The sequence below is a fragment of the Ruegeria sp. HKCCD6157 genome (genome assembly GCF_013110685.1).
In the GTDB taxonomy this organism is placed as follows: domain Bacteria; phylum Pseudomonadota; class Alphaproteobacteria; order Rhodobacterales; family Rhodobacteraceae; genus Ruegeria.
In genome coordinates, this window is sequence record NZ_WVRB01000001.1 from 123,442 (window position 1) to 137,208 (window position 13,767).

The following is a 13,767-nucleotide window of genomic DNA, read 5'->3' on the forward strand; positions in this document are numbered from 1 at the left end:
TTGGTTTGACAGAGCTGACAAGGCGGGCCTGCCGGGCCGGGACACTGATTGAAATCACAAACGTACTCAGAGAACTACGCCAGAAACGGCACCGTCAGTTTAACCGAACGAGCCGCCTCCAGCGCCAAAGGATCTTTAAATCCAAAAGCTGTCTTCGTCCAAATGGGGTGTAAGTGTCGGACTGGCCTCGTCATCTTCGACCTCCAAGTTCCCACCCAATACGGCGGCCAATGAGTCTTCGGAAACGTTAAGCGCCCCGTCCTGAGCCTGATGCAAGCTCACCAGTGTGTAGTCGTCTTCTACGTCTTCGGGAGCCTCAAGGTCAGGGACGAACTTTAGAATATCGACCGTTTCATCCCAATCGGACACACCCAAAACTTCTTCGCCCATCGGCGTTTTCTGATCGCCTTCAGTAAACCGAGCGAGTTTGGGCAATCCGTATCCCACTGTCCCACTGCCATCGATATCAAAGCCATAGAAAGTTTCGACCGCGACCACGTCAGGGACGGTGTTGGAACTGACATATACACCATTGGAATCCGTGACCCATTCACCGTAAGTTCCGTCCGAATTCTTCCACAATACCCGGTAGCCGCCACCTGAAGCCTCGGCGTGAATGGCCTGCCATCCGGAGAAGCTGTTCGGTCCGACAGTGGCGTTGTTGAATGTCAACTTGGTGGTGCCGCCAATCAGATATTCACCTTGGGTTGTCGCCCCCAGCGTTGTCGCGCCGTTGGATTCAATGCTGATCGTTCCATGACCCGTCAGCCCGTCATTGTTCAGGTCTACACCATAGAAGACCTCTACATCCGCAACATTGGTGATTGTTGTACTGCTTTGGAACTCACCGGCCGCATTCGTCGTCCATTCACCGTAGGACCCATCCGAGTTCTTCCACAACACCCGATAGCCGCCACCCGAAGCCTCGGCCTGAAGTGCCTGCCAACCCGGGAAGCTGCCAGGACCGGCATTAGCCTGGTTGAGCTTCAAGTCGATGCTGCCGCCGATTACATATGCGCCATTGGTTGACGATCCCAGCGTCGTGGAACCGTTGGATTCGATGCTGGTCGTGATATGGCCGATTTGCCCATCATTGTTCAGATTTGCGCCATAAAAGACCTCGACATCCCTGACGTCGTCTATGGTGCTGCTGCTGACAAAACGACCATTGGCATCCGTCACCCATTCCCCAAACGTGCCATTAGCATTCTTCCAAAGCACCCTGTAGCCGCCGCCCGAAGCCTCGGCGTGAATGGCCTGCCAGCCAGGGAAACTGCCCGAGCCGGCTTTGGCACCGTTTAGGGTCAGTTCAATGGTGCCATTAATCAAGTATGAACCCAGGCTTGACGAAACGAGTGTCGTGGAGCCAGTGGTTTCAACCGTGACCGTACCATGACCCGTCAGCCCGTCATTGTTCAAATCAGCGCCATAGAAGGCTTCAACATCAGCCACGTTGCCGATGCTGCTGCTGCTGAGGAACTGACCATTGGCATTGACGGTCCATTCCCCATACGTCCCATCCACGTTTTTCCACAGCACTTTGTAACCGCCGCCTGAAGCCTCGGCCTGAATGGCCTGCCAGCCGGCGATCGTGTTTTGACCAACAGCCTGACCATTAAATACCAGCGTCACGTTCGAGCTGCCTGCATCCAGAACGTAAATGCCCTGACTTGCATGTTTCAGTGTAGTGCCGGTCGTCTCGATATCCGAAAGCTGCATGGCAGCTTCGATATTCGAACGAGTATACGCCTGTGATCCATTCAGGAACTGAATGGCTTCGACATCATCTTCCACCGTGAAGGTGATACGCGAAACGGCATCGATAAATTCGTATTTCGTGCCGTTTTTGATGAACAGATAGCTGCTGATGGCGCTGACAAATCGGACTGTGTCAGTACCGCTTCCTCCGGAAAACGAGCCGGCATTGTTGGTCACAATGGCCCAATCGTCGCCCTGGCCGCCGAAAACCTGGTCTGCGCCGGAACCGTTCGCCAGATAAATGGTGTCGTTCCCCAAGCCGCCATAAACGGTGTTGTTGTTGGTTCCGTCGGACACTGAATAGATTTTGTCGTGACCATGGTTGCCATTCAGAACGTTCTGAGCGGTATTCCCGACGATCACGTCGTCACCGGTCCCGCCGATCGCGTTTTCAATCACAACGCCATGCGCGATTGTAAAGCCGCCCTTTATGCCCTCTGCGTAAGACACTACGCCGCCGCCGGTCTCGGAATAATCCAGTGTTGCGGCCCGCAGGTCGATCCGCGCCTTCGAACTGCCGACATGCTGGATGGTATCGTTTCCACCAGTATCCCAAATAGACTGATAGCCGGTACCCGCAACGTTTGCCCAAGGAAGCGTGTAGGTATTATTGGCAGAGTTGTGGTTGGTATTGGCGCCATACATCGCCTGCAACGCAGCAATGTCCAGAGCGCCGAGCCCAGTTGAACCACCATAAGTCGCGTTGACAGAGAGAATTCCGTTCTGTTGGGTCCAGCCATCATTATACGACATCACCGTGTAGACACCCTGATTCAGGTTGCCGGTCCCGAAAGAGTCAAATGGCGATGTAACGCCATTCATCACGGTTGTACCCAAACCGGTGTCGTGGGGATGACCCAACCCTAGCGCGTGACCCAGTTCGTGGAGCAACGTAGTAAAGAAAAACCCGCCCGGATCGCCGTTTCCATTTGTTCCGGCAGTCCAGTAAGCGGTGTTGAAGGCGCCTTCGGAGGGGTTGCGCGATGGCGTGTAGTGGTAGCCAAGCGTTCTGGGATTTGAAAAAAAGCTTGTGGGCGCAATAACTTCCACCAAGTCGGCAGAGGCACTGCCGGATTCGACAAAAGTCACATTTGCGACTGCTTCAATTGCAGAGAGAGCCGCTCGGAATTCTGCTTTGTATTCCGCAGTCCACGCTTGTGTACCCGCGTATTGTTCGAAGTGATAAGAAATTACGGTGGTGGTCGCAGGATTGCCGTCACCGTAGGCAACATAACCTTGTATTGGACTGAGCGGAGAAGAAGCGGAAGGTCTTGGTATTATAGTCGTAGTAGCCATTGCTCAGCCCTGTACCTCGGAAGATTAGATTGCACTCGGATGCACGCTTAAATTGTTCTTTTTATGACAAACTACTATGCACCAACCCTTTTGAAACAGCAGGTGACACCATGTTTCAAATGACACTTTCTTTCAACGGCAGAACCGTCTCATAAGTGCAACAGAAACCCGTGTTCCTTGGCTGAACCAGGCATCTGCGGCCGTTTAGGGTTTAGGCATTCTGCCAAGTATTTTTTTATTTTTTTGGACCCGTTCTCGGAGCTTTTGATCCGGTGGCAAACTTTCGCTTATTCCATGGACTCTGTAGTGGGGATTTGCCCAAGGCGGTGAACCGGTCAGAGCCGCCGAGGGTGACATCCATGCCATTTTCGGCAGATTGCAGGCCCTATTTGCGTCAACGTCAGACAAGGCTCCAAGGGTCAGATACCGCACCGCATGGGTCCCGATTGAACCGAGCGCCGAGATTGATTTGCTACGTTGAACCGTTGGCAACATACTCAGCAATGGCGGCCCGGCTGCCACGCTGCCATATCAGGGTCAGCCAGCGGGCAAAGGCGTTGGAAAACTGTGTGCTGATTCCAAAATCACCGCTGTAGAAACCCTGTTCCAGCCAAAGCTCAGGATCAGCTTTGGACGCTTTTGCAGTGCTGTTCAGGCTTTCCCACTGGGGATCATTGGGGGTGATCACGGAGCCATCCTCACGAATACCCGCGCACATCCGGCACCAGAACGCTTCGGCGAGAGCGAGCCCGTTTGCGGAAGACCCTGATGCGAGAGCATCACGCAGCGACGGCAGCAAAAATCCGGGATGTCTTGCCGATCCGTCGAATGCAACCCTGCGTGTGGTGTCGTGAATCGCCGTGTTTGCAAATCGGCTTTCGATCAACTCAAGGTACTCACTTGCAGTGGTTTCGGGAACCGCTTCGACATGCGGAAGGATTTCTTCGACCTGCACTTTTCGAAAAAACGCCACGATGTCCGGGTCCTTCATGCAGTCGGCAATCGTCGGAACACTCAGTATTTCTCCGACATTTGCCAACAGTTGATGGCCTCCGTTCAGAATGCGCAACTTCATGGTCTCGTAACCATGGACGTTGTTGGTCAGTATTGCGCCGACGTTTTCGAGGGGCGGGCGCCCGGCGCAGAAGGCATCCTCGATGACCCATTGGCGAAAGTTCTCATGCGAGACGGGCGCTCTGTCATCGACGCCAAGGGCGCGGCATTGCGATACCAATTGGTCGGTCGTCGCTGGTACGATGCAATCGACCATCGAGTTCGGAAACGCGCCATGCCTGTCGATCCAGTTGGCCAGTTCCGGGTCGAACATGCGCGCCAATCCCACAACACAGTTTCGCAAAATCGTTCCGTTGCCCTGAAGATTGTCGCAGCTGAGCGCCGTGAACGGGGTCAACCCCTCGGCGCGCCGTCGTCTGAGTGCCGCAACCATTGCGCCAAAGGCCGTACGCGGCTGATTGGGGTTTTCTGCGTCATGACGGATATCTGCGTGATCGAAATCGAATGCGCCGCTGTTGGCATCCAGAAAATATCCCCCTTCGGTAACAGTCAGCGAAACGATCCGGGTGGCCGGGTCGGCCATCGCGTGGATAAGGGCGGCGTTGTTGTCTTGGATCGGCAGGTAGTCGATCATCGGGCCAATCACCTCGGCGGACATTCCGTTTGGTCCCAACTCGATCAGAGTTGTGAGGCAATCCTGCGCCAGCAATCGTTCTCGCATGACGGCGTCATAGCTTCGCACACCCGCTCCGACGATTGCCCAGTCATGGGCCAACCCCTGCTGCATGAGCTGATGGATATACCAGGCCTGATGCGCACGATGGAAGTTACCCAATCCTATATGAACGATGCCCGGCGTCAAATCCGTACGTTCATACATCGGAGTCTTCACGGTGGTTGGCAGCTTGGAAAGGCTCTCTTGCCGCAGCCGTGCAGGGGTTTTTGCGTTCGCCACAGGGTCCATCAGCTCATCCAATTTCCGCCGTCGACATTGTAAGTCTGCGCGACGACATACCTGGCTTCGTCAGAGGCTAGAAAAACCGCCATGCCCGTCAGGTCTTCCGCGCGCCCCATGCGGCCATATGGAACAGCTGCCGCCACTTCGCGCTTCTTCTGGCCAAGGGGTTTGCCTTCGTGTTTTGCAAAAAAGGCGTCCACGCCATCCCAGTGTTCGCCATCGACGACACCGGGGGCAATCGCGTTTACATTGATCCCATGAGAAATCAGGTTCAGCCCCGCCGATTGGGTCAGTGATATGATCGCCGCCTTGCTGGCGCAGTAGACAGCGACCAAAGGTTCACCCCTTCGCCCGGCCTGCGAGGCCATATTGATAATTCGGCCTTTGGTTCCGTGCTCGATCATATGTTTGGCGACGGCCTGCATCGTAAACAGCGCGCCCGCGACGTTGATGTCAAACACCCGATTGTAGTCGGCGCGCTCGATCTCGACGAATGGTGCGGCGCTGAAGATGGCCGCGTTGTTGATCAGAATGTCGATTGGGCCGAATTGCGCCGCGGTTTTGGCTATGGCCTGATCGATGCTCTGCTGGTCGGTCACGTCCATTTCGACAGCGAAAGCTGCCGCGCCGATTCCAGCGGCCGCGTCCTGCGCGCGCTGGATGTCGATGTCGGCGACGGCGACCCGCGCGCCCTCTGCCACGTAGGCCTTGGCAAATGCCAATCCAATTCCCCGCGCAGCCCCTGTAATCAGGGCGGTTTTGCCCGTCAGACGTTTCATTCGATCCGCAGACCGTCTGCGTCAAATCTGTGGATCACATCGGCGCGTGGGGTCAGATGAATGCGATCCCCATGGCGGAAACCAACCTCGCCATCGGCACGAACAGTGATTGTCTCGGCCAGTCCGGTGTCGTGGACGTGGAAAAACGTGTCCGAACCAAGATGTTCAGAGACGCTGACGCGCCCGGACCATTCTCCTTCGGAGTCCGACACCGCGATGTGTTCCGGTCGAATGCCGATCGTTTGCGCGCCGTGCTTTGCCGCTTCGGGCCCTTCGATAAAGTTCATCTTTGGCGAGCCAATGAATCCTGCAACAAACAGGTTGCGTGGCGTTCGGTACAGTTCCAGCGGGCTGCCAACCTGTTCGATCACGCCAGCTTGGAGCACAACGATCTTGTCCGCCATCGTCATGGCTTCGACCTGATCGTGGGTGACGTAGATCATCGTTGTCGCGAGGCGTTCATGCAGCTCGCTGATCTCCAACCGCATGCCCACCCGCAACGCTGCGTCGAGGTTTGAAAGCGGTTCATCGAACAGGAACGCGGCCGGTTCACGAACGATAGCCCGACCAATGGCGACGCGCTGGCGTTGACCACCGGACAACTGGCCCGGGCGGCGATCCAGGTAATCAGTCAGGTTCAGGACACTGGCCGCGCCCTCAACCCGCTTATCGATTTCAGCCTGATCCAGTTTCGCCATGCGCAGCGGAAAGGCGATGTTCTTGCGAACGGTCATATGCGGGTAAAGCGCATAAGATTGGAACACCATTGCCAGCCCCCGTTTGGCGGGCGGCACGTCTGTTGCGTCTGCTCCATCGATTTCTATGTGGCCACTGGTGATGTCTTCCAGCCCTGCGATCAGGCGCAGCAGCGTGGATTTTCCGCAGCCCGAAGGGCCGACGAAAACGGTGAATTCGCCATCTTCAATGGTCAGGTCCAGCGGAGGGATGACCTGAACGTCGCCGAAGCTTTTGGTCACGGACTTGAGTTGTATGCGTCCCATGAGGAATGCTCCTTATTTCACAGCGCCGAAGGTCAGGCCGCGGACAAGTTGTTTCTGGCTGAACCAGCCAAGGATCAGGATGGGTGCAATTGCCATGGTCGAGGCCGCGCTGAGCTTGGCAAAGAACAGGCCCTCGGGGCTGGAATAGCTGGCGATGAAGGCCGTGAGCGGTGCCGCGTCAACAGCGGTCAGATTGAGGGTCCAGAACGCCTCGTTCCACGCAAGGATAAAGTTCAGCAACACGGTCGAAGCGATGCCGGGAATGGCCATAGGGGTTAGGACATAGAGAATTTCCTCTTTCAGCGTCGCCCCATCCATCCGTGCGGCTTCCAGAATTTCACCCGGAATTTCGCGGAAATAAGTGTAAAGCATCCAGACGATGATCGGCAGGTTGATCAGCATCAGCACCACGACCAACCCTCCGCGCGTATCCAGAAGGCCCAGTTGGATGAACAGCAAGTAGATCGGGTACAACACACCTACGGCTGGCAGCATCTTGGTGGACAGCATCCACAACAGGATGTCCTTGGTTCGTTTGGACGGAACAAACGCCATCGCCCAGGCGGCGGGCACGGCGATGATCACGCCCAGCATGGTCGATCCACCGGCGATGATCACCGAATTCCACAGGAAACGCATATAGTCCGAGCGTTCCTGCACGATGGCGTAGTTTTCCAGCGTCCAGTCAAAGTTCAAAAACAGGGGCGGGCTGGCAATGGCCTGCGCTTCGGTTTTGAAGCTGGTCAGGATCGTCCAAAGGATCGGGAAGAAAATCAGCAGTCCAACAGCCCAGGCAAGGGCGGTGTTCAGCGATTTGCGTCGGGATGTGACAGCGCGGGCCATGGGTTTTCCTCCTCACGCGTCCAGGTTCTTGCCGACGATGCGCATCAGGAAGATCGCAACGATATTGGCAAGGATGATTGCGTAGACACCTCCGGCTGATCCAAGGCCGACATTCTGGCTTTCCAACACGCGCTGGAAGATCAGGTAGGTGAGTGTACGGGTGCCGAAAGCGCCGCCGGTGGTCACGAAGATCTCGGCGAAAATCGACAAAAGAAAGATTGTTTGGATCAGGATCACAATGGTGATCGCACGGCCCAGATGCGGCAGAATGATGTGGTAAAAGCGCTTCAACGGCGGTGCACCATCCATCTCGGCTGCTTCCAGTTGCTCGCTGTCCAGCGACTGAATGGCGGTCAACAGGATCAGCGTTGCAAAGGGCAGCCATTGCCACGAAACGATCATGATGATCGAGGTCATCGACGCCTCGGACAACCACGAGATCGGCTCGGCCCCGAAAAAACGCCACAGATGGGCCAGCAATCCATTGACCGGGTCCATAAACATGTTCTTCCACACCAGCGCAGACACAGTGGGCATGACGAAGAACGGCGCGATGACAAGGATTCGGACAATGCCTTGCCCCCACATCGGCTGATCCAGCAGCATGGCAAGCAGAATTCCGAGAATGACGGTTATGATAAGAACACCGCCAACAATGACCAGTGTTGCCTGCACCGCGGGCCAGAATGTACTGGACGAGACAAAGCGGACGTAGTTGTCGAACCCGACCCAGCCCAGATCACCCCCGCGCAGAGGCAGATATTTTTTGAAGGAAAAGTACAGCGTCATCGTCAATGGCACGAGCATCCAGCCAAGCAGCAGGACCACTGCGGGTGCCATCATCAGGCGAGCAACGGATCGGGAGTGTTGAGTAGCCATTACGCAAACCCTCTCTGTTCAGGCGTAACTCAGCCTGCGAGAAAAACGCGAGTTGTGGAAGTGGAGAGAGCAGGGGACAGATCACCTGTCCCCTACTGGGAGGGATGCCTCAGTACCCTGCGGCTTCCATTTCTTCAGCCGTAAAGGCCTGCGCCTTTTCAAGCGCTTCATCTACAGTCTGCTGTCCGGCATAAACCGCCGAGAATTCCTGACTGACCTGTGTGGCAATGCCCGCGAATTCCGGGATCGCAACGAACTGGATGCCAGTATAGGGTGTTGGCTTGGCACAGCAGTTCTGCGGGTCGGCCAACAGGATCGACTCGAGCGTCATCTTGGCGAACGGAATGTCCTTGTAGTTCGCGTTCTCATAAAGCGAGGTACGCGCGCCCGGAGGGACATTGGCCCAACCTTCGTTTTCCGCCACCAGTTCGATGTAGTCCTTCGAAGTAGCCCATTCGATGAACTGCTTGGCTGCATCCTCTTTCTGGGTTCCCGCCGGAATGGCCAGTGCCCAGGCCCACAGCCAGTTGGCGCGCTTGTCGACGCCTTCCGAATTTGGTGCCAGAGCAAACCCGACCTTGTCCGCGACAGTTGAATCATCCGGATTTGTCACGAAGGACGCCGCAACAGTGGCGTCGATCCACATTCCGCACTTGCCCTGCTGGAACAGCGACAGGTTTTCGTTGAAGCCGTTGGTCGCGTAACCGGCAGGGCCGGATTCATTCATCATGTCGACAAAAAAGGTCAGCGCCTCTTTCCATTCGGGCTGATCAAACTGAGGTTTCCAGTCTTCATCAAACCATCGCGCACCAAAGGAATTCGCGGTCACAGTGATAAAGGCACCGCCTTCACCCCAACCCGCCTTGCCACGCAGGCAGATGCCGTTGATGTCGTTGTCACGGTCCGTCATCGCAGCCGCCGCCTCGCGGATAAACTGCCATGTCGGCGCCTCAGGCATCTCCATCCCGGCCTTTTCCATCAGATCGGTGCGATACATGATCATCGAGCTTTCGCCATAGAACGGTGCCGCATACAGCGTGCCCTCATGGCTCAGGCCACCCGCCATCGCAGGAAGCAGATCGCCGACATCATATTCCTCTGACAGTCCATCCAAAGGAACCAACCAGCCATTCGCGCCCCAGATCGGCGTTTCGTACATGCCGATGGTCATGATATCGAACTGACCGCCCTTGGTGGTGATGTCGGTGGTAACACGCTGACGCAAGACGTTCTCCTCCAGCGTCACCCATTCCACGTCGATACCAGTCGCCTCGGTAAAGTTGTCGGTATAGCCCTGCATCCGGATCATGTCGCCATTATTGACGGTTGCGATCGTGATCGTTTCTGCATGGGCCGCGGCCGTTGCGACAAAGGTTAATGCCGTAGCCGCACGAAGTGCGTTCTTCAAATACATCCTTGTCCTCCCTGAGCTTGGATGCCGTACACAGAAAGTAGTGTGTAAATTGTCGCGGCGTCAATAAAAACTTTACGCGCGTTAAAAATTGTGGGTTACGCGGAATCCCTCAAAACCAATCTTGCGGGAAACAACGTCTCAGATCGCGCCTTGAATTTCCCTCCACTTTCAATGAGTTGAAACAGGGTTTCGACGCTGCGACCGGCAACATTGTCATAGTCATGAGCCGCCGTTGTAAGGGATGGGCAAGTAAACTGCGCGAAGGGATGATCATCATTTGAGGCCACGCGCAGCGCGCAACTGTCATCACGACCGACGCGAATCCCCTGTTTGTAGCAAGCTGCAAGAAAGCCAATGGCCAGTCGATCATTGCTGCATAGTACCGAGTCGGTTCGCAAACCGCGTTCTTCCAGAACTTTCAGCGCCCCTCTTTGGCCGATTTCTTCAAACGCCCAGCCTGTGCCTTCAACTTTGATAATATGCGGCTCGAGTCCGAGACGTTCCATCACTTTGATATAGGCTTTCCTTCGCTTGTTGGCGTTTGGGTTCGCAGGTGTGCGCATTTCAAAGAACGAAGGCGGTTCACCAGTGCGGGTCATGTATTCGACGGTTTGTGAAACAAAGCTGAAGTTATCAGAACCAACGAATGCAGCCCCCAAACCATCGAGATTACTGTCAAACAAGATCGTCGGAACATTGGCGCAGAATTTCTCTATTGCTGATCTGTCCGAAACGCGTCCGAGAGGCGCCAAAAGTACACCTGCCGGCTTCATGGATTGCAAACCGTCCAGAATTTCGTTTTCCAGCTTTTGTTCACCATGAGAGCTGAACAGGAACGGACGGTATCCGGCCGCGATACAGCTTTGTTCCAGATAGCGTGCGATTTCAGCAAAGAACGGATCGGCCAGATACGGTACGACGATACCGATATTCTTGGTAAGCTTCCGGTTCTGGTTCACCGCGTAAATGTTGGGGCGATAGTCGAACCGTTCCAGCGCCTCTTCGATTCGGGCCCGCGTCGTGGGGCGAACGCTGTCGGGATCGTGAAAGTACTTGGATACCGTCGGGCGCGAGATGCCGCTGAGCGCTGCAAACTCTTCCATATTCTTTATCTTGGTCATGCCAGTCTGCCTGCTGGTTTTGTTCGTCGTGAACTTATCATAGATTTACATATTCTTTGCGCGCGCTAATAAATCAATAGCCAGAGCTGCCTCGTGCAACCAGCGCGCGACAAGGCGTCCAAAGGGATTTCGAGAGTGACGCCGGCCTTTTTGCAAGATTCATTCAAATTGATGACAAGGCTGGCAAAACGTATCCAGGAAGGTCTGGGTGTGGCTTGGCCGGCGCTTACGGCCGATAACTGTGGACCGAACAGCAGGCTTGGACGGGGTAAGAAAAAGTCTAGAATAATATGATCGAACGCTGAACCCAAATTCTTGACGATCTTATCTAAGCGATTGGTTTTAAACTATGGATGCTATTGCCCAACTGACCAATTGGATGATTGCCGAGGGGCGTCGTTCGGATGACCCGGAAAAAGTGGTGTCATATTTCTGTTCGTCTCTGATCGAGGCGGGTGTGCCGCTCTGGCGGGTCAATATCGGTCAGCGTTTCGCCAATCCGCTGCTCATCGCATGGGGGATCGTTTGGACACCGGATGGCACCGAAAGCTATGACGTAACACATGAGACCATGCTGACGGATGGGTATGTCGGCAGCTCATTCGAATACATTCTTGAACACCGGAAGCCACTTCACAAAAGTCTGCGGCAATTGGATCCCAAGACCGAGCACTCATCATATCTTGATTTCGCCGAGCTGGGTGGCACCGATTACTATGCTACGCTGCTATATTACGGAGACGGATCGCTGCACGGCTGCACTTTTGTCACCCGGTCGCCAGAAGGGTTCTCACCCCGGCATCTGAAAATGATTGAGGATGCATTGCCCGCTTTGTCCTCAGCTCTGGAACCGGTCACGATGCGCAAGTCGTCCAAAGGTCTTCTGAGAACCTATCTTGGCGATGGGCCCTCTGATGCTGTGTGGAACGGGAGGATCAAGCGAGGGGAACGCACGACCCTTGACGCAGTTGTCATGTTCTCTGACCTGCGCGGTTTCACCGCTCTTTCGGACAGGGCATCCGAAGAGGACGTTTTCGACATGCTGAGTGGATATTTTGATCTAGTCGTGCAGTCTGTCGAAGAGAATGGCGGCGACATTCTCAAGTTTATGGGAGACGGCATTCTGTCGATATTCACTGTTGCGACACAGGAGGATTTGAACGCCCAATGCAAAAGGGCAGCGCGGGCCGCTCAAAGCGTATTGACCGGTTTGGCCGCACTCAACCATCACCGCGAAGAGGCTCGGAAGCCGCCGTTGGACATAGGCATCGGGATCAATGTCGGGCAGGTCAGCTATGGCAATATCGGCAGCCCTGGCAGGCTGGATTTCACTGTTCTGGGTAGGGCAGTCAACCTCGCAAGCCGTATTGAGGGGTTGACGAAATCCCTGGGCCAAAGAGTTCTGGCGACGTCAGCCGTTGCCGCGGCTTCGCCTGAACTGTTCTCTGCTTGCGGGTTTCACGAAGTTCGAGGGCTTGCCGGATCCATCGAGCTGTATTCTCTCGTCGAAAAGGAGCATCAAGCCAGCCCCATGCCGGATCGCCACATTGATCCGGACAACATGGATTGAGAATCGCAAGCTTCTACATTGTCCTCAATGGCCGGTTTCGATTTGGGCCGCGGGCGACCGGGCCTCGCACTGCGCTGACTAAGGTCCCGTCGCTGGACCCTTGGACGAAACGTATTCACGCTCAAGGACCTGGGCGCATCCGAAGCTGATGCTGCGGACACACCTGGCCTTTTTGCGTCACAAAGCAATCCGGGCCGAGGTCATGGCTTTTCCGAAACCACCCGCCATGAGGCCCGTGATTGCGCCATTCTCGATGTCCAGATCGACCTTAATCAAGCTTGGGCTTGCCGGGTTCATAAACACCCCTTGTTCGATTTCAAATGACCGCTGAGACGTGCCGCCGAATTCATGCAACACGCATGCAAGTGGCCCGGCCGCCATCCCCGTGGCGGCTTCTTCATCTATCGCGTATCTGGGTGCGAACATACGGGTTGTGGCGTCCCGGCTGGTGATTGAAGGGTCTTTCGTGAATACGTAATAACCAATCAGATCCAGTTGCTCGCTGATTTGCTTGATTTTGGCCAAATCTGGTCTGATTTTGGCAAGGCCCGCCGCATCCGAAAGACCAACGACGATGAAGCTGTTGCCGGTATTGACCAAAACCGGAGCAAACCTCTGATCCAGGTCAGTTTTGTCGACCTCGAGAGAGCTCAGCACATCGTCGAGTTTGACGCCCTTTTCGATCCATTCCTGTGCACCCGAGTAGCGTGGGGCCAATTGTTCCATATAGGCGGCGCCGTCTTTAATGAGTATGCGCCTGGGGCCATCAATAGTTTCCTTTGACGTGTCGGGCTTGGGGATCCGGCCAAGCGCATCAAGGTGAGAGAAGGCGGCGATTGTTGCATGACCGCAATGAGCGATGCGCCGGTTCGGTGTGAAGAAATCCAGCTTGAAGCCTTCCGTCTCGGACCGCGAGACAAACGCCGTCTCGGACAATCCAACTCTTGCCGCCACGGTTTGCATATCTTGCGCGCTCAGATCATCAGCGTCCAGAACGACGCCTGCGGGATTTCCTCCGGTGCCACCGTCGACAAACCCGTGCACGATTTCAACCGTGACTTCCTTGGCAGTGTTCGCTTGCGTATTCATTGATCGTCTCCAAACATGAGGCCGCGCCCTTGATCGAGGCGCGGC

At 55.4% G+C, this 13,767-nt stretch carries 10 protein-coding genes; 1 reads left to right on the forward strand and 9 read right to left on the reverse strand.

Annotated features, from left to right (window positions below):
* Positions 1-135: 135 nt before the first annotated feature.
* From GS612_RS00545 to GS612_RS00580, 8 genes are all read right to left on the reverse strand, one after another.
* Positions 136-3,054, reverse strand: coding sequence for a M10 family metallopeptidase C-terminal domain-containing protein (locus tag GS612_RS00545; RefSeq protein WP_171638729.1), 2,919 nt, complete (start codon positions 3,052-3,054; stop codon positions 136-138).
* A gap of 472 nt (positions 3,055-3,526) precedes the next feature.
* Positions 3,527-5,032: a mannitol dehydrogenase family protein gene (locus tag GS612_RS00550; RefSeq protein ID WP_171638730.1), complete on the reverse strand. Its 1,506-nt coding sequence runs from the start codon at positions 5,030-5,032 to the stop codon at positions 3,527-3,529.
* Positions 5,032-5,805 (reverse strand): L-iditol 2-dehydrogenase, encoded by a 774-nt coding sequence (locus GS612_RS00555; RefSeq protein ID WP_152460303.1) that lies wholly within the window; start codon positions 5,803-5,805, stop codon positions 5,032-5,034. Before GS612_RS00555 ends, GS612_RS00550 begins: the two co-directional genes overlap by 1 nt.
* Complete coding sequence (locus tag GS612_RS00560; RefSeq protein WP_152460302.1) at positions 5,802-6,806, reverse strand: ABC transporter ATP-binding protein; 1,005 nt, start codon at positions 6,804-6,806, stop codon at positions 5,802-5,804. Before GS612_RS00560 ends, GS612_RS00555 begins: the two co-directional genes overlap by 4 nt.
* Positions 6,807-6,818: 12 nt before the next feature.
* Positions 6,819-7,649 (reverse strand): carbohydrate ABC transporter permease, encoded by an 831-nt coding sequence (locus tag GS612_RS00565; protein WP_152460301.1) that lies wholly within the window; start codon positions 7,647-7,649, stop codon positions 6,819-6,821.
* Positions 7,650-7,661: 12 nt separating this feature from the next.
* The gene (locus tag GS612_RS00570) at positions 7,662-8,528 is read right to left on the reverse strand and encodes a carbohydrate ABC transporter permease (RefSeq protein ID WP_152460300.1); all 867 of its coding nucleotides are present in this window, start codon (positions 8,526-8,528) and stop codon (positions 7,662-7,664) included.
* A 109-nt stretch (positions 8,529-8,637) separates the two neighbouring features.
* Entirely contained in the window at positions 8,638-9,942 is a 1,305-nt protein-coding gene (locus GS612_RS00575) for a sugar ABC transporter substrate-binding protein (protein ID WP_152460299.1), read from the reverse strand.
* A gap of 95 nt (positions 9,943-10,037) precedes the next feature.
* Entirely contained in the window at positions 10,038-11,063 is a 1,026-nt protein-coding gene (locus GS612_RS00580) for a LacI family DNA-binding transcriptional regulator (protein WP_171638731.1), read from the reverse strand.
* 349 nt (positions 11,064-11,412) lie between these two features.
* Here GS612_RS00580 and GS612_RS00585 point away from each other — a divergent pair, with 349 nt between their 5' ends.
* Entirely contained in the window at positions 11,413-12,633 is a 1,221-nt protein-coding gene (locus GS612_RS00585) for an adenylate/guanylate cyclase domain-containing protein (RefSeq protein WP_171638732.1), read from the forward strand.
* A gap of 177 nt (positions 12,634-12,810) precedes the next feature.
* Here the strand turns inward: GS612_RS00585 and GS612_RS00590 are convergent, their stop codons facing one another.
* Entirely contained in the window at positions 12,811-13,722 is a 912-nt protein-coding gene (locus GS612_RS00590; protein ID WP_171638733.1) for a PhzF family phenazine biosynthesis protein, read from the reverse strand.
* Between the last annotated feature and the right edge of the window lie 45 nt (positions 13,723-13,767).